The 17,529-nt window shown below is 45.5% G+C and carries 18 protein-coding genes; 4 read left to right on the top strand and 14 right to left on the bottom strand.

Annotated elements, in window-relative coordinates; all coding sequences use genetic code 11:
- Nucleotides 1-41: 41 nt before the first annotated feature.
- Complete coding sequence (locus K7R11_RS06280) at nt 42-902, bottom strand: peptidyl-prolyl cis-trans isomerase (RefSeq protein WP_224489544.1); 861 nt, start codon at nt 900-902, stop codon at nt 42-44.
- A 137-nt stretch (nt 903-1,039) separates the two neighbouring features.
- Here K7R11_RS06280 and K7R11_RS06275 point away from each other — a divergent pair, with 137 nt between their 5' ends.
- Nucleotides 1,040-1,498, top strand: a complete 459-nt coding sequence (locus K7R11_RS06275) for an SRPBCC family protein (RefSeq protein ID WP_224489543.1) — start codon at nt 1,040-1,042, stop codon at nt 1,496-1,498.
- The gene (locus K7R11_RS06270) at nt 1,485-1,715 is read left to right on the top strand and encodes a hypothetical protein (protein ID WP_224489542.1); all 231 of its coding nucleotides are present in this window, start codon (nt 1,485-1,487) and stop codon (nt 1,713-1,715) included. Before K7R11_RS06275 ends, K7R11_RS06270 begins: the two co-directional genes overlap by 14 nt.
- A 47-nt stretch (nt 1,716-1,762) precedes the next feature.
- Here the strand turns inward: K7R11_RS06270 and K7R11_RS06265 are convergent, their stop codons facing one another.
- From K7R11_RS06265 to K7R11_RS06220, 10 genes are all read right to left on the bottom strand, one after another.
- The gene (locus K7R11_RS06265; protein ID WP_224489541.1) at nt 1,763-2,317 is read right to left on the bottom strand and encodes a fasciclin domain-containing protein; all 555 of its coding nucleotides are present in this window, start codon (nt 2,315-2,317) and stop codon (nt 1,763-1,765) included.
- 158 nt (nt 2,318-2,475) lie between these two features.
- Entirely contained in the window at nt 2,476-3,948 is a 1,473-nt protein-coding gene (gene guaB, locus K7R11_RS06260) for an IMP dehydrogenase (RefSeq protein ID WP_224489540.1), read from the bottom strand.
- A gap of 176 nt (nt 3,949-4,124) precedes the next feature.
- Nucleotides 4,125-6,551 (bottom strand): TonB-dependent receptor domain-containing protein, encoded by a 2,427-nt coding sequence (locus K7R11_RS06255; protein WP_224489539.1) that lies wholly within the window; start codon nt 6,549-6,551, stop codon nt 4,125-4,127.
- On the bottom strand, nt 6,532-7,911 hold the full coding sequence (locus K7R11_RS06250) for an HTTM domain-containing protein (protein WP_224489583.1): 1,380 nt from the start codon (nt 7,909-7,911) through the stop codon (nt 6,532-6,534). The genes K7R11_RS06255 and K7R11_RS06250 overlap by 20 nt, the downstream gene beginning before the upstream one ends.
- 66 nt (nt 7,912-7,977) lie before the next feature.
- Nucleotides 7,978-9,108 carry an imelysin family protein gene (locus K7R11_RS06245; RefSeq protein ID WP_224489537.1) on the bottom strand — a complete coding sequence of 377 codons (1,131 nt, stop codon included), beginning with the start codon at nt 9,106-9,108 and terminating at the stop codon, nt 7,978-7,980.
- 61 nt (nt 9,109-9,169) lie between these two features.
- The gene (locus K7R11_RS06240) at nt 9,170-10,363 is read right to left on the bottom strand and encodes a DUF4856 domain-containing protein (RefSeq protein WP_224489535.1); all 1,194 of its coding nucleotides are present in this window, start codon (nt 10,361-10,363) and stop codon (nt 9,170-9,172) included.
- A gap of 134 nt (nt 10,364-10,497) precedes the next feature.
- On the bottom strand, nt 10,498-11,364 hold the full coding sequence (locus K7R11_RS06235) for a hydroxymethylglutaryl-CoA lyase (protein ID WP_224489533.1): 867 nt from the start codon (nt 11,362-11,364) through the stop codon (nt 10,498-10,500).
- Nucleotides 11,361-12,017 (bottom strand): HAD family hydrolase, encoded by a 657-nt coding sequence (locus tag K7R11_RS06230; protein WP_224489531.1) that lies wholly within the window; start codon nt 12,015-12,017, stop codon nt 11,361-11,363. The genes K7R11_RS06235 and K7R11_RS06230 overlap by 4 nt, the downstream gene beginning before the upstream one ends.
- Nucleotides 12,018-12,070: 53 nt before the next feature.
- Complete coding sequence (locus K7R11_RS06225) at nt 12,071-12,697, bottom strand: LysE family translocator (protein ID WP_224489529.1); 627 nt, start codon at nt 12,695-12,697, stop codon at nt 12,071-12,073.
- Between the two features lie 2 nt (nt 12,698-12,699).
- A complete protein-coding gene (locus K7R11_RS06220) occupies nt 12,700-13,713 on the bottom strand; it encodes a quinone-dependent dihydroorotate dehydrogenase (RefSeq protein ID WP_224489527.1) in 1,014 nt (337 codons plus the stop codon).
- Between the two features lie 113 nt (nt 13,714-13,826).
- Between K7R11_RS06220 and pepT the strand changes: the two genes are divergently transcribed.
- Nucleotides 13,827-15,062 (top strand): peptidase T, encoded by a 1,236-nt coding sequence (gene pepT, locus K7R11_RS06215; protein ID WP_224489525.1) that lies wholly within the window; start codon nt 13,827-13,829, stop codon nt 15,060-15,062.
- Between the two features lie 3 nt (nt 15,063-15,065).
- Nucleotides 15,066-15,656, top strand: a complete 591-nt coding sequence (locus K7R11_RS06210) for a DUF1801 domain-containing protein (RefSeq protein WP_224489524.1) — start codon at nt 15,066-15,068, stop codon at nt 15,654-15,656.
- 34 nt (nt 15,657-15,690) lie between these two features.
- Here K7R11_RS06210 and yajC read toward each other — a convergent pair whose 3' ends face one another.
- The 3 genes from yajC to nusB all read right to left on the bottom strand — a co-directional run bounded on the left by yajC (nt 15,691) and on the right by nusB (nt 17,518).
- Entirely contained in the window at nt 15,691-15,981 is a 291-nt protein-coding gene (yajC, locus tag K7R11_RS06205; protein ID WP_224489523.1) for a preprotein translocase subunit YajC, read from the bottom strand.
- Nucleotides 15,982-16,005: 24 nt separating this feature from the next.
- A complete protein-coding gene (locus K7R11_RS06200; RefSeq protein ID WP_224489522.1) occupies nt 16,006-16,473 on the bottom strand; it encodes a DUF1573 domain-containing protein in 468 nt (155 codons plus the stop codon).
- 103 nt (nt 16,474-16,576) lie between these two features.
- Nucleotides 16,577-17,518: a transcription antitermination factor NusB gene (gene nusB / locus K7R11_RS06195; RefSeq protein ID WP_224489521.1), complete on the bottom strand. Its 942-nt coding sequence runs from the start codon at nt 17,516-17,518 to the stop codon at nt 16,577-16,579.
- Between the last annotated feature and the right edge of the window lie 11 nt (nt 17,519-17,529).

The following is a 17,529-nucleotide window of genomic DNA, read 5'->3' as shown; positions in this document are numbered from 1 at the left end:
CTAATTATCTTTACGCTACACCCAAAGGTGCCTGTTTACAGTTATTTTAAAATTTCAAACTCCTTGTCCCGGGTCGCTTCGTCGAGAAGCTCCTGTTCCAATGTTCTTATATATTCGAGTTTACGCTTGTTAAGAAGGATCTTCTTAATGGTAGGTTCCACATAATCCAAAGGGGGAGTTTCGGTACGTTTGAGCACATCTTTTACGGCTACCAAATATACCCCTAAAGAATCGGAAAGCTCAAAAAATTGTGATTTTTTTAAATATTCATCCTTATTATCAGGGGTTAACACCGGAATCTTTTTCACCACCTCTGATCCCCTTACCCAGGTGGAATCATCGAAGGTGTAAAATCTGAATTTTAAGGCTTTGTTTCTCAGCAGTGCAATATCTTCATCCTTAAACTCTTCAAAAGCCTTTTTCACTTCATCCAACCCGTTAAAATCTTTCGGGATACTGATATAGCGCAACTTCATAAGGTCTTCATTCAGGCGAAAATTATGTTTATTCGCCTCGTAATAGGCAACCAGTTCGGCCTGACTCACCACCGTATCCATTCCCTTATTTACCAGAGCTTCCTTATAGGCATTTATATAAAGGTCGGCGCGATACTGAGATACCAGTTCTTCGAATTCTGCCTGTTTTACTTCAGATATATTGATCCTGGCCCTTTCAAACAGAAGCTGATCCTTGGCCCACTCGTTGATGTAATTGTTTACCACAACCAGGCTGTCTTCAGCGCTTATATTGCCATTTAAGACGCCTTCCAAATCATCCCGAAGTAAATACTGCTCCCCTACGCGTGCCACCGCGTCATCCTCCTCTACCTTTTTAAGATAGGTACAGGAAAATAAAGCCAAAAGGGCTAACAATACTGGAAAATAATTCCAAATTCTTTTCATATCACGGATCTTGTCGCGCAAATTTAAAAATTAAGGCAAATTAAGCAAGATTACATACCCCTGAAAATAAAATACCTATGGGAAGGTATGCCTGATTTTTGTACCTTGACATGGAATTCCTCCTAACATCCCCCACTATGAAGTATGAATTATCAATAGAAATTGAGCGCCCCACAGAAGAAGTTCTTGAGTTATTGATGGATCCGGAGAACCTGAAGCACTGGCAAAAAGGGTTAATCTGTGTTTCCCATTTGGACGGGGTACCTGGAAAAAAAGGCTGTAAAAGCAAATTGAAATACCAGATCGGAAAGAGAAAGATGACCCTGACCGAAACCATTACCAAGGTAGATCAGCCCAGGGAATTGCACCTGGATTATCAAACCAACGGGGTACTGAACTTTCAAAGAAACTATTTTATCCCCACAGAAAACGGCACCCTATGGAAATCGGAATCCGAGTTCCGGTTTACCAATATCTATATGAAGGTCATGGGGTTCCTGATGCCGTCTGCCTTTAAAAAGCAGAGCAGGGACTATATGAAAGACTTTAAAAATTTTGCCGAGAAAGGGGTAACCGTACATCATGAGACGCATTAAGTTCATCTGGGACTTTTATGGGCCCTCCGCCTTTGACACCGCAAAACACCATGAGATCCACCTCAAGGACTACTGCCGGATGGAAGCTCTTTCAGAATGGGAGTCCGGGCATAAAATGATGAGCGAAGATCACGCCATAGCCACGCTTGTTATCTCGGAGGCGCATCTGAAACAAATACGGGACCGACTCAAACCTCATCGTGCCGTGGTAGCATAAAAAAACCACCTTTACAGGTGGTTTCTTATATCAATATTCTTTAACTGTTACGGTAATACTACGGTGTCTATTACATGGATTACCCCGTTGGAAGCCGGAACATCTGTCATAATTACTTTAGAGGTGTTGCCCTGACCGTCGGTAAGTATCACATTTCCATCCTGCGCACTTATGGTTAGCATGCCGCCCTGAACAGTTTCTACGGTAAAGGAACCGCCTGCCGTTTGAATAGCTTCCAACACTGCAGCCGCATCGTACTCCCCGGCAATCACGTGATAGGTTAAAATGGAAGTTAACTGATCTTTGTTTTCGGGTTGCACAAGAGTTTCCAACGTACCTTCTGGTAATTTTCCAAAGGCTTCATTGGTCGGTGCAAAAACTGTAAATGGACCCTCACCGTCAAGAGTTTCCACCAATTCAGCAGCCTGAACTGCCGTTACCAGGGTGGAAAAATCAGCATTGCTGGCGGCTACACCAACGACTGACTGTGCTGCAGCACCTTCCGAAGCTTCTGCTTCAGAGTGCTGTGCTTGAGATGCAAGTGGCCCAAAGCCAATTACCAATAACAAGGAAAGAATAAAAGTCTTGATTGATCGTTTCATAGTTTTCATTTTTAAATTCAATGGTAAATCTATGAAAATCAATCAGTTAAACCTTGTTATTTTGTTTAAAATTTAATTAAATACATTAAACATTATGTTAATAGCCAAAAAAAACACCCCGGAACAGGGGTGTTTTAGTTTTCTATACAAAAGGAAGACTACCTGCTGTAATTAGGCGCTTCCTTAGTTATGGTCACATTATGCGGATGGCTCTCGGTAATACCGCTGGAGGTGATCTTAACAAAACGACCATTTTCCTTCAGGGTTTCGATATCCTTTGCACCGCAATACCCCATTCCGGCCTTCAAACCACCAATGAACTGATGCATGCTTTCGTAAAGTTCTCCTTTGTAAGGAACCCGTCCTACGATACCTTCAGGCACCAGCTTCTTGAGGTCATCTTCCACATCCTGGAAATACCTGTCTTTACTTCCCTTAGTCATCGCCTCTACAGACCCCATACCGCGGTACGACTTGTATTTTCTTCCGTCATATATAATAGTTTCACCAGGAGACTCCTTGGTTCCGGCAAGCAGGGAACCAAGCATCACACAATCGGCTCCGGCTGCAATAGCCTTAGGAATATCCCCGGTATATCGAATACCACCGTCTGCGATCACAGGTACGCCACTACCTTTAATGGCCTGGGCCACCTCCAGTACAGCAGAAAATTGAGGAAACCCAACCCCTGCAACGATTCTGGTAGTACAGATAGATCCGGGACCTATCCCCACCTTCACAGCGTCTGCTCCGGCATCTACCAGGTATTTGGCAGCTTCCGGGGTCGCTATATTCCCCACTACCACTTCGAGTTCCGGGAATTTCTTTTTTACTTCTTTCAGAATGGTTACCACCCCTCTGGTATGCCCGTGGGCAGTATCAATTACAACAGCATCCACACCTGCCGCTACAAGCGCTTCTGCGCGTTCAACCGCATCTGCGGTAACACCAAGGGCTGCAGCAACGCGAAGTCTTCCGAAAGAGTCTTTATTGGCTATAGGTTTTTGGGTAAGTTTGGTAATGTCACGGAAGGTGATCAGTCCGATAAGCTTGTTATCCTTAGACACCACCGGCAGTTTTTCGATCTTATTTTCCTGAAGAATATCTTCGGCATCTGCAAGGGAAGTTCCTTCACCCGCAGTCACTAGATTTTCCTTGGTCATCACCTCGACAATTGCTCTGCCATTATTCTTTTCAAAACGCAGGTCACGGTTGGTCACAATACCTTTGAGGTAGCCCTCCTGATCTACGATAGGAATCCCCCCGATGCTGTGTTCCTTCATACTGTTCTTTGCATCTTTCACCGTGGCATCGAGCGGCAGGGTTACAGGATCGATAATCATTCCACTTTCCGCCCGCTTTACCTTGCGCACATGGAAGGCCTGCTGTTCGATCGTCATATTCTTATGCAGCACTCCAATACCACCTTCCCTGGCCATGGCAATGGCCATGTCACTTTCCGTAACCGTATCCATAGCTGCAGATACGATAGGAACGTTAATCGTAATGTTACGGGTAAATTTTGTCTGGATATTCACCTCCCTTGGAAGAACTTCCGAATAGTTCGGAACAAGAAGGACATCGTCGTAAGTTAAGCCTTCACCTACTATTTTAGCATCATGTGCTTTCATATGCAACTTCTAATTTAGTTGCATGCAAATATACTGCTTTTTTCAGGGAAGGCAATCATAGAAAACTCTTAAAATAAATCCATGCTTAACCCGGAAGGTTCTATTGTAAAAAAACCGTTTACCCTGGTGTAAAGACGCTGCCCCCTCTATTACCAGATAATTTCCAGCTGGGGATTCTAAAGCCTGAACTGCAGGGTGGCGTACCAGTTTCTCGGTGCCGATGGGATGATGCCAGGCCCGGGGTACCCGGTGGCTCTGCGGGTAAAATAGGTGTTATCCAGCACATTGTTAATTCCTGTTTCCACCTTAAATCTTTTGTAACTCCAGGAGAGCGAAAGATCCAGGATGTCGTAGGCCGGAATCTGCCCGATCACTCCACTGATATTGGATTCCACCGAATTGGTCGCATCCGTAAACTGATCGGAAAGGTAACTGTACTGCACATTAGCCATCAGGTTCCTGTACCCAAATTGCACCCCTGTTTTCAAATTCACATCAGGAACAAATTCTACGGCATTGCCCTCGATACCCGGTTGCTCGGAAGCCGTATATTCCGAAGTTATTAATGCCAGGTTCACAAAATAAGTCCAGGTAAAATCTCCGGAGAGTCCGCTTATTTTTCCAAGGCTGAACTCCACCAGGGATTCCAGACCATACATAACCGCATCACCCACATTGCCGCGCTCACTGATCACACGGCCGTCGGGCAGTCCTTTCTGCACAAACCCGATCCGGTCGTTATAGAACATGGCGAATCCCCCGATATCATAGCTCAAATAATCCTTGTAATTTCCCCGCAATCCCAGGTCGATGGTATATCCGGTTTCATCGGTGATATCAGGAGCCACCGCAAAGGCAGGATTGTTGATATTGATATCTGAAAAAGTTACCGAACGGTAATTCTGGGATATATTTCCATAGGCTTCCAGTCCCCTTACCGGCTTGTAACTAAGCCCCAGGCCAAGGAGCAGGAAATCGCGTTCAAAATCCTTGTTCTCTTCTATGGTTTCTTCCAGGATCACATTGCCCGCGCCATCGGTATTTATTCTTTTATAAAATCCATCACTTTGGGTTCTGATGTATTCCAAACGGAACCCTGGGGTTACCGAAAACCTGTCGGTCAGGTAAAAGATATGCTCGCCAAACCAAGCCAGGTTCAGGTTTGGCAACTCAAAAGACGATTGCTGAGGATAGTCCGGAAACTCCTCAGTATAGAAGTCGAAATCCGGACCGGTCCCATCACTTCCCGGCCCTTGTTGTTGAAAGTTCTTTGCATTATAATACTTCACCCCGGTTAAAAAAGTCGCCTTTTTACCCAACAATTCATAATTGTGAAGTAAGCGCGTTTCAAATCCGTAATTCTTGAAATCTCCCAGAATCAGGTCGCGCTCGGTTCCCGGGTCTACCTGGTCTACCCTGTTGGTTCGGAATCCCAGGGCATAACGGGAAGAATTAAGACCGAAGAAATTAAAGGTGAAATTAGTCTGATCGGAGAATGCGTGTTCCAGCTTAAGGTTGTAAAGTAACCAGTCTACCTGAAACCAGTTCCGGCTGCGGTTACTTTGGAAGGGATCCTCCTCGAACATCGCATCGGTAAGCCCACCACCCTGCTGCGCCAGGTACCTTAAATAGGTTAACTCACCTGATATTGAGGTGCGATCATTTAGTTGATACCCCACAAAGCCATAGGCATTCTTAGATTCAAATTGAGAATTCGGCCGGAAGCCGTCTCCTTTTTTATAATTGAAAAAAGAATAATAGCTCCATTGGTTACTTGTACCGCTCAGGGAGGTAAAATTGGTATACAAGCCAAAACTTCCCAAAGTGTTCCTGGTGATCAGTTCCAAAGACCGGTCCTTAACCGGCTCCTTCATTTTAAAATTAACCAGCCCCCCAAACTGCGTCCCGTACTGAAGGGATGCGGCTCCTCGTATGACCTGGATCTCCTTTACCCCTTCTGAAGCCGGAGAATAATAGCTTTCAGGATACCCCAGCACATCCGCACTGATATCGTATCCGTTTTGGCGGGTATTAAAATTGGAAGTCCGGTTGGGATCGAGTCCACGCCCACCGATATTCAGCTGGAGTCCGGCATCGTCATTTTGAAAGATGTTAAGGCCGGATACCTTACTGTAGATCTGCCGGGCATTATTAGCCGCCAGGTTAGCCATAGACTGGTCTACCAGCACCACCTCCGTCTTTTTCCCGGCATAGATGGCCGTACCCTCAACATCTTTTAACCTGGATAATTCAAAAACCCGTTTACGCCTCGCGGTAACTTCCACCTCCGTTAGGTTGACCTGTAAAGGCTCCAGTGCGATATCCAGGTTCTCCGCAGTCGCCGTGGATGAAATCACTACCTCCCGGATCGCGTGGTCATAGGAAAAAAACACCAGAGTGAGTGCTTCCTTCCTTGTGGTAAATGCATAAGAACCGTTAACATCAGTAGTGGTAAGCAACCCATTTTCCTTGTCATAGATTTCCACAAAGGGAAGTGGTTCCCCTGTTTCTGCATCGGTAATTACCCCTTTCACAGCAACCTGCGCATAGCTGAAGGCAGCTATTAAAAAGCATATGATAAAACTATAATCCTTTGATCTCATCTTTAAATGGATATATCCAATCTTTATGTTTAAACGATTCTTTCTGGCGGTACAGATCCACATCTTCTTTGATGAAAGGAGCACTTCTCCTGCCATTTAAAGCCACGTAACTACGGGCATATACCTCCACATTTTCATGTCCCTGGGCGCTAAAATGGTCTCCCAGAAAATGAGCGTATTCCAAAATGAAATCGGGCTGAAAGCTCATTTGCTTTTCCTGGAAGGTGGTAAGAAAATCTGCGTTATCCACCTCAAAGAATTTTCCCGTTTCTCCATTTACGATCCTGAAGGTGGTATTCCCCATTTTTTCCATAAGCATAACCCTCCAGGAGAACCGGTACCCTTCTTCGGTCCAGAACAGCTCCCCGGGATACAGAAGGTAACGAAACGGAAAGAGCAACTGGATCGCAAAGAACAGGGAAAGTATAACGAGTACCCCTTTTCTCTTTAGCGGTAAAAAAATAAATCTGGGAGCCATCGTCGGGGTAGCTGCACCCTTTCCGGCGCCTGTAATTTTTAGCCCCCCTTTCAGAATATCTAAAATACGATTGTGCAAACCGGCATCAAAAAAGATCAGGGCTGAGACGATCATGATGTAAGGAAACATCCCGATCGGAAAAAGCACCCTGGTAAAGACATGGAAAAATACCACCAGAGCAAATGCCACCCCCCTGGTTCTTCGGTTGAGCAGCAAAAAAGGTATCGCCAGATCATAGAGCATGCCCGACCAGCTCATGGCGTAATGAAACCATTCCTGTTGCATGAGATTCCCGCCAATAAAGGGCAGATCGTATTTTGATGGCAGCCAGATCTTAAGCGGCATGGCCCTGAAAAGCCAGTCTGAATTGATCTTTGCCAGTCCCGCATAGAAATACACGATACCAAGCATGAGTTTGACCGTATCGATGGTCCATTTCGGAACCTGCCTGTAGGCTACTCCCCTTCTAACGGCATCCAGTGAAAACCGCGCATTTGCAGGGAGAAAGATCATAAGAAAACTCAATACACTGATAAAGTAATAGTGATTGAGGTAGGTGGTTTTGTCCATCAACTCTATGTAGGTGAACGACAGGAAAAATACCACTATGGCCCAGCGGTACCGATACCCCAGGGCTACAAAAACAGCAGATAACCCGCAAATCACAAAGAGGAGATAGGTATAGCCTCCTAAAGGCTTCACCCACTCAAAGCCGTAAAAGGAGAAATGGAACCGGGGTTCCAGGTAGAGCTTTTCGATCCACCCGTTTGCCCAGAAACGCACCATACTTAAAAGCATCATGACTCCAAAAAAGATCCGGAACACGACCAACGGCGCTGCATCTGTATAGGTGTCGAAATATTTCTTAAAGGCTATCCCCATATAAAAAGTTCCCCGGGAAAAGTACCGGGGAACCATAAATTATTTTATTCCCGATTGATGACCATCTTAGTCACCATCTGCGTCAACATAGTCAATGGTAATGTTCATGGCCTGCACCATATCCACCTTAAGCAGGACCACTGCTTTTTGAAGCTCATCATAGGTTTTGGTCATCATACTGTTGTCTGTGGCGATCTGACTGGCAAAATTATTGTCCAGCGTCTCCATCTGCGTGCGGGCCGCATTAAACTGTGTATTGATCAAAGCACTGATGTCTTCTCCTCCGTGAAGGGTCCTAAGGTAATCAAGGTAGGCTGAAAACCCGGTTCCTACCGGACCTGTTCCGTAAGACTTCCCATTGAAAAAATCCTGAACAGCATCCAGGGCTACAAGGGCCAATGCTTTCGAAACTTCCTTATTGTAATATGCTTCAACCCGATCCGGAAGCGGATCCAGCGAAAACACCCCGGCGGGTATACCCACTTTATTGGCGCGCAATGCCCGTTCGTAGTAATATATATAGTCGTTGGTAAGCTTGTTCACAGAAGCCGTTGCTGTATTTCCGGTGTTGGAAACAAAGCTGTCTCTGTATTGGGATTTCCAGTCTGACAAGACCTCCGAAGTTAATTCCAGCATGCGATTGGTGAGGTCAGAGAGGTAGTTGCGATACCCTTCAGCATCAGCTGCCGTGGTATATTGTACCAGAATCTCAGAATCGCTGTTTCCGGTACCGAATAACATAAAATCAAGGGCAGGAAAACCTACTGCATCGTGATTATTGACACTGGAAAGGTCGTATGACCCCGAAGCAATATTGCCTTGGATATCGGCAACATTTACCGGGTATACGTTCATCTGAAAATTATATAAAATACTTTCTGCCCTGCCAATGTTAAACATCTCGGCGTATTGCCACGTTTGGTAGGCCTCAAGCCAGGCAGCTCTCAGATTATCGAGACCGGCCTGATCAGGCGCTGCAACAAAGGCATCCTTTGCAGCCTGAAGACTGCTCAGATCCGACTCCAGGTCTTCAAGCGCAGGAATAATAATATTGTCCGCCCAATGTGTTAACATGGCCTGCCTGTCGAACTGATCGGTGGCTTCATCCCCGCCATCACTATCACTGCTACTGCTGCATCCCACAAGGAACACAGCCATTAAAAGGGCTTTCCAGGAATTTTTGAATAACTTCTTCATAATCTGTTTGCTTTTAAAAACCGATCCAGATCAGCGCGTTCTGACCCGAACCAGGGTAATATTAGAGGGCCTGGGCTACGGTAAAATCAAATCGGGAAGCAATCTCTGAAGCCATTGCTTCAAGGGTTGCAGCATCAACATCCCAAAATCCGTCTCCGGCCATAAGTGTCTCCAGGTAACCGTTGACTTCTTCGTTTGTGAAATATGGAGCATTGGTTCCGGGCATTCTGGTGAATTGCAGGCTGTAAATGAACCCAAATCCTTCGGAAAGATCATGGAAGGCAGCTCCCATATCACCAGACTCCATAGCGGCCTTACCATATTCCAGGTAGTATACGGCTCTGATGGCTATAATTTCAGATATTTTCTCACGTATAATATTGGCCTGAATATCGCGGAGTTCATAATCCTTTTCAGTGATGGCAAAACGTCCTAAGGTAAAAGCATCGAAGATTTCATCGGCAATCCCTGCAAAATCATCATCTCCTTCGACACGCCCCAGATATTTGTTAAGGAAGGAATCTTCCCCTAACCCAGGATTGGAAGCATCAGTCGAAGTACCATAAAGATACCCGTAAGCCTCATCCCATTTATGCTCCATCGCTGTATAGGGCTTTCCTTCTTCGGTTATACCCGCATCGTTATTATCTACATTGGTCCCTTCATCCAGCACCGAAGAACTCAGGTAATTATTCAGAATCTGATCTGTCATTAAGGCTCCGATCAGACTTTTTGAGAACGCCTGGTCGTATTCCAGTCCTTTGGCATTCACGTAACGGACAGCTCCTCCACCGGCTTCCTGAATAAAACCAGGAGTTCCGGCTGCCGCCGCCTGTTCCCATACAGGAAAAACCTCATTAACCTGTCCCTCGAGCCAACCCTTAAAGTCGGCCTTGATCTCATTAGACAAGGTGGTATTCGTTGAAAAATAATCTCTCGATGCAGCCGTCTTGCTGTATATATTTTTCCCTGATGCATTCAAAGCAGCATCTGTAAAATCAGCATCGCCTTCGGCATGAGTAAACATCGCGGTCAAAGCCTGTATATCTTTAGCAGGATCAAGCAATCCGGCAATTAATTCTTCTCCCATCAAAATCCTGGTAGTCTGCCCATCAAAGCTCACCGTTGAAACTCCGTTTCTTGTAAAGGTATAAGTGGCAGGTACTTCATTAATATCCGGGGAAGGGGTATCATCATTTGAACATGACAAGGTAGTCAGGGCAAGAGCAAAAACTCCAAGAATATTTTTACGCATTTTTATTTAGATTAATTTTAAATAACAAGTTTAGTTGTCCGCAAAAATAAAGAGGAATTTTCCTTTGAGAAAACTTATTTAGATTAAATTTAAATAAAAAATATTAATGATATCCTTTACAGTAATAGACAAGCCTAATAATAATTCGTGAAAATCTTCAGGGCCTCGTTGTAGGCACTTTCAAAACTCATCGCCCGTACATTGGTGTCGGCTTTTACAGAGTTGAAGTAAGAGATCAGTTTTTCAGTTGGCATGTTTCCGGTTAACTCATCCTTAGCCATCGGACACCCCCCGTACCCCTGTATAGCCCCATCAAACCTGAGGCAACCGGCCTTGTAGGCTGCGTCCACTTTTTCATGCCAGGATTGCGGGTTGGTATGCAGGTGTGCCCCGAACTCCATAGACGGATAAGCGGGTATCAGTTGCGAAAATAGATAATCGATCACCTCCGGGGTAGAACTCCCAACGGTATCAGACAAGGAAAGAATACGAACCCCCATCTTATGGAGCCGTTCGGTCCATCCGGCTACGATTTCCACATCCCAGGGATCACCGTAGGGATTTCCGAAACCCATAGACAGATAGGCCACCACTTCCTTCCCCGAATTGCCGGCAATCTCCAGGATCTCCTGGAGAATCCCGATACTCTCATCTATGGTTTTGTGGGTATTACGCATCTGAAAGTTCTCTGAGATCGAGAACGGGTATCCCAGGTAATCAATTTGTTCAAAGACAGCTGCATCGGATGCACCCCTTACATTGGCAACGATGGCCAGCAGCTTGCTATTGGTGGTCGTCAGGTCAAGCTTTTCAAGTACCTCGGCTGTATCCTTCATTTGCGGCACCGCCCTTGGCGACACAAAACTCCCGAAATCGACCGTATCAAATCCGCATCGCAGCAGGGCCTGAATGTAAGCAGCTTTTTTTTCTGTGGGAATAAAATCCCGAATTCCCTGCATGGCATCCCGGGGACATTCGATAAGTTTTACGCGGTTTGTCATTTCCATAGCTTCTGCAGTACCGTATCATTTAGTTCATCAAAGTGCACGATCTCCATATGTGCCTTCTCCAGGTTCTGATTCCCTGAAAACGGATTCCTGTACCCTATACATTGCATTCCTGCAGCAACTGCCGCCTCCACGCCATGTGCACTGTCTTCTATCACCCAGAACTTCTCCGGAGGAACCCCGTAAAGTGCACTCACCTTTAGAAAGATATCAGGAAATGGCTTGCTACGCGGGAGGGATTCACCACTGACCTTGTGATCCAGCAGGGGTGCAATGCCCATCCGATCCACGAACACATCTATAAGCTTCATCGGGGAGGATGAAGCCAGGGAGCATCGCACCCCAAGCTTCCTGATACGCTCCAGCAGTTCCGGCATACCTTCGGGCTGCGGAATGTGCCTGTCTTCAAGCATGTCAAAAAACAGGTCCTGGTGAAATTTCATGAGATCCGCAATATCGGGCGACAAGGAGAAATCATCTTTAGCCTTGAGCCAGATCGCCTTATTGGACATTCCCACAAGGCTGTTGTAATAGGAGTCATCCATAGACAACCCTTTTCTCCTGAACACTTCTTCGAGTACTTCCTTGTGAAAGGGCTCACTGTTAATGAGCACCCCATCCATATCAAAGATGAGAAATCTGTTCATAAAAACGGCTTCGAGATTCCTCCAAAGATAGCGAACCTCCTACCTATAAACAACTAATTTTCTGATAGCAGAATAAAGACTCCGATCAGTACAAACACCACGATCTGCACCCATTTAAACACCATTCCGCTATTCTTATGATTCCGCAAATACCCTGAGATTTTACCTGCCAGTAAAGCTATGGAAGAGAACACGATCGAAGACACGAGAATAAAGAGTGCGCCAAGGATATAAAACTGCCAGACGGTATCTATGGAATCGCTGAAAAGGAATCCCGGAAAAAAAGCCAGAAAGAAAATGGAAACCTTCGGATTAAGCACATTCATAAAAAAACCCTGCACATATAATGCCCCGGTAGATTTTTTAGCCACGCCTCCGGTCTCCAGTTTTATGGAGCCATCGCTTTTAAAAACCATAAAGGCCAGGTAGAACAAATAGCAGGCTCCAAAGATCTTTACAGCCATAAAGAGCCACGGACTTTCCCTGATAAGCGCAGAGACCCCAAAAGCCACCAGGCTGGTATGCACCAGGCATCCGGTCATAAGACCGGCAACGGTAGCCAGGCCGAATTTTACACCATGCACCAGGCTTTGAAGCAGCACATATATATTGTCCGGTCCGGGCGAAAGGGCCAGTACAGCCGAAGAAAGCATGAAAGCATAGAGGATCTCAGCATTCAAAATCAGCCCAGGAGTTTTTTGTTAATAGCCTTGATCAATGCCGGGCCCTCGTAGATAAAGCCGGTATAGAGCTGCACCAGGTCTGCTCCGGCATCCAGTTTATCCAGGGCATCCTGAGCACTGTGGATACCCCCCACCCCTATAATTGGAAATGCCTTTCCACTCTTTTCAGCCAGAAAACGGATCACCTCCGTCGATCGTTGCGTAAGGGGTTTACCGCTCAACCCTCCGGCTTCTTCCTTATTGGTATCCTTCAGGCCTTCTCTCTCGATGGTGGTATTGGTTGCAATCACCCCGGCAATGCCCGTTTCCTTTACAATATCAATGATATCGAGCAACTGCTCGTCACTAAGATCCGGGGCTATCTTAAGGAGCACAGGTTTGGGCTGTTCCTTTTTCTTATTCAACTCCTGCAGGGTCTTAAGCAGGGCCGTAAGGGGGGCTTTATCCTGAAGCGCCCTGAGGTTGGGCGTATTGGGAGAACTCACATTGACCACGAAATAATCGACATGATCAAAAAGGGCGTTAAAGGCATACACATAATCGTTAACCGCCTCCTCATTGGAAGTTACCTTATTCTTCCCTATGTTTCCTCCTATAAGAACGCCTTTATTCTTTTTGAGACGCTCAACAGCCTCATCCACTCCCCCGTTATTAAAGCCCATTCTGTTGATCACCGCCTGATCTTCCTTCAGCCGGAACAGCCTCTTTTTGGGGTTTCCCGGTTGGGGTTTCGGAGTTAAAGTACCGATCTCCACGAATCCGAATCCAAAATCAGACAATTCATTAAACAACCTGGCATCCTTATCGAAGCCAGCTGCGAGCCCCACCGGATTCTTAAACTTCAATCCGAACACCTCCCTTTCGAGACGCTTATCCTGCACCTGGTAGCACCCCCTGATCAGGGAAGCCACCCCGGGAATACCGTGCAGGGTTTTGATCATTTTAAAAGTGAAATGATGAACCTCTTCTGGGTCGAATTTAAATAACAGCGGACGAATTAAGGCTTTATACATGCAGAACTTAGTTTGGGCAAAAATAATTGAAACCTCCTACATAAGGAAGTAATTTAAAGGAATATGAACCCGGAAATGCGACCGAAATAGTATTTTTGATAAAAATTATTTCGATGAAAAATATAAAGGACCGATTTATAAGCTATATCACCGTAGACACCCAAAGCGACCCGGATTCGCCCACTACCCCGAGCACCAAAAAGCAATGGGACCTGGCCCATAAACTGGTGGAAGAACTTCGGGAGATAGGCATGGAAGAAGTATCTATCGATGAAAACGCCTACATCATGGCCACCCTTCCGTCTAATTTAGATCACGAGGTTCCCGTGATCGGTTTCATCGCCCATTTTGACACCACTCCGGACTATTCAGGAACCAATGTAAATCCGCAGATCATTGAGAATTATGACGGCAAAGACATCGTACTGAATGAAGCGAAAAATATGGTGCTTTCTCCGGAATACTTTGAGGACTTAAATCTCTACAAAGGGCAAACCCTGATCACCACAGATGGAACTACCTTACTTGGAGCAGATGATAAGGCCGGGATCGCCGAGATCATGACCGCCATGGAATACCTGATCGCGAACCCTGAAATAAAGCATGGGAAAATTCGCGTAGGGTTCACCCCCGACGAAGAGATCGGAAGAGGTGCCCATAAATTTGATGTCAAGAAATTTGGAGCCGAATGGGCTTACACTATGGACGGGTCGCAGATCGGGGAACTGGAATTTGAGAACTTCAATGCTGCTTCGGCAGTGGTCAGGTTTAAAGGTAAAAGCGTACACCCCGGTTATGCCAAAGGCAAAATGAAAAATTCCGTGCTTTTTGCTACAGAATTCCTCAGCCTCCTGCCCCCAAGGGAAGTTCCTCAGCATACCAGCGGACGCGAGGGCTTTTTCCATTTCCCCGACATTAAAGGTGACATTGAGCATACCGAGATCAAGGGGATTATCCGCGACCACGACCGAGACAAATTTGAAGCCCGTAAAGCTTTGCTGGAAAAGATCGTTAGCGACATGAACTCCAAATACGGTGCGGTTGCAAGCCTGGAGATCAAAGACCAGTATTACAATATGAGAGAAAAGGTTGAGCCCGTAAAACATATCGTTGAAATTGCCGAACAGGCCATGAGGGCACTGAAGATCCAGCCCATTATTAAGCCTATTCGCGGCGGAACAGATGGCTCACAATTGTCGTATATGGGACTACCATGTCCGAATATTTTTGCCGGAGGTCACAACTTTCACGGACCTTTTGAGTACGTACCAGTTGAAAGTATGGAAAAAGCGACCGAAGTGATCGTGAAAATTGCCAGCCTTACAGCAGAACAATACCAGAACCGATAGACCATGGACCCGGTGAGCAGCTACATAGCTTCCCATACCGTGTGGAAAACCGGACTGGAACAATTGCGCACTGTGATCCTGGAATTCCCTTTTGAAGAACACATAAAATGGAATATTCCGGTTTATATGGCTAATGGGCGTAATTGTTTAGGAATGGCTGCCTTTAAGCATCACTTCTCCTTATGGTTCTATGAAGGTCACCGTCTTCAGGATGCATCGGGAGTACTGGAGAATACCCAACAAGGAAAAACGAAATACCTGAGGCAGTGGAAGTTTCGCGATATCAGTGAGATGGATACGGAGCAGCTCAGAAAGTTTTTAAGGGAAACCCTTGAATTCGCAGACGAAGGCCCGCAGGCTTCTGCCGAAAACAGGGACAGACACACAGAAGAAAACGCCCCTTTACTGGAGGATGCACTTGCGCAATCACCAGTCCTAAGAAAAGCCTTTGAGGCATTCCCTCTCTATAAACAGAAGGAGTTCTCGTCCTACATTAACGAGGCCAGGCGGGATACCACCAAATTAAAGCGGCTGGAAAGGATTAAAGAATTGATTGAAAATGGAGAAGGACTCAACGATAAATACAGGAGTTAAAAAAAAAGCACCGATTTGATCGGTGCTTTTTTCTTTATTTCTTTTTGGGAGCCGCTGGGTTCAGTTTTTGCGAAAGCTCCAGAGACAGAGCAGATCGTTCAAACTTCATTTTCCCGGCCATGGTTTCGATAATACAGGTATCATCTTCCCCAAGGTCTACGATTTTCCCGTGCAGTCCGCTCTTGGTGATTACCCGGTCTCCCTTTTTTAATTCCTGTGCAAATTTTTTCTCCTGTTTTTGTTTTTTGATCTGCGGACGGATCATAAAGAAATACATTACCGCAAAGATCAGAATAAAAGGAGCAAATTGATTTAGTGCCTCCATTTAGTGTTTTAAAATGATTTATAATTAAGCATCCGGCTGGGCAGCATCCTTAGGCGTTACGAAAGCCTTGATCCTGAGTTGCTCGGTTCCTTTTTCGGTGTTGGTAATAAGCCTTACGGTTTTAGAAACCGCATTCATTCCGCTTCCGTTAAACTTCACCAGGATCTCTCCTGATTCTCCCGGAGCGATAGGCTCGTTTTCCGGATATTTAGGAATGGTACACCCACAGCTGCTGCTTGCATTTGTGATGATCAAAGGGGCGTCTCCGGTATTGGTAAAGGTAAATACCTTTTCCACAGGAGTACCCTGTACTATTTCGCCAAAATCGTGTTCGGTTTGCTCAAAGGTCATTTCCGGAACCTTGGAAGCCGCCTCGTCGCGTTGCTGGGCCATTTCCACATTTTCACTTTTCACCTTTGATGAAGCATCTTCTTTACAAGAAGTAAAAGCTAAGAATGCTACAACTCCCGAGAGTAAAATTGCTCTTTTCATAATCGTTTTGATTTGAGTGTATTGAATGTTGTCATCACCCGGATTTCGGGTAATTCCTGAGTTAATAAATTGCTTAAAAAGTCAAATGTAAAGAAATATTTTATTACATCAAGCCGCGTCCAACCTTATTTAAAGAATTATTGGCCTGGTACTCCTTGACCAGTTTGTCGAGGATCCCGTTAATAAAGATGCTGCTTTTTGGTGTAGAATATTCCTTGGCGATCTCCAGGTACTCATTAATGGTAACCTTTACCGGAATAGATGGGAATTTGAGAAATTCACAGATGGCCATCTTCAGCAAGATGCTATCCATTTCTGCAATACGCTCGGTATCCCAGTTGGGGGTTTTCCCTTCAATTTCCTGCTGGATGCTCTCATCATTCAGGATGGTCTTACGAAACAGATCTCTTGCAAAATCCATATCATCCTCATCCTTATATAAAGGCGGCTGAAAATAGTCTTCAGGGGCGTTGGCCTTCCACTTTTTGATCATCTTCAGGATCAGGGTGTTTACCAGAGGAAGGTCGTCTACCCAGGTGAGTTTTTTATCTTCCAGGTGCTCGAAAAGCTTGTCATTAGGCGCAATGATCTCCTGGTAGATATCGTGTATAAAACGTTTATCCTCTTCAAAATCACTTTTTCCGGAACTCATATATTCCTTGAAAAGTTCACTTTCGCGGATCGCCTTCCAGAGGATCTTCACATATTCGTCTTCAAGCTCCCAACTCAGGCCCCGGTTCTTGAGCTTTTCCGCAAGCGCTTCGTTCTCACTCAGGGTTTTCAGCAACCTGTTTTCTACAAATTTTCGGTTGGGATTCCGGTCCTCATTGGTGGCCAGGTACTTTTTTTGAGAAAGCTGCAGTTGCTCTTCAGAATGCGCCTGAATCTCTTTAAGGAGCCCCAGGAGATAGAGGTAAAGTCCGTACATGTTCTCCATACTGGCATTCAAAAATTTCTCTTCTTTCTTCAGATCAGAATTTTGGGATTGAATAAAAGCATAAATCGACTGCATTACCTTCACCCTGATGTGTCTCCTTGTTAACATGCTTAAAAGAA

Source organism: Robertkochia flava, from assembly GCF_020166515.1.
Lineage (GTDB): Bacteria > Bacteroidota > Bacteroidia > Flavobacteriales > Flavobacteriaceae > Robertkochia > Robertkochia flava.
This window is presented reverse-complemented; position numbering and strand designations above follow the sequence as displayed.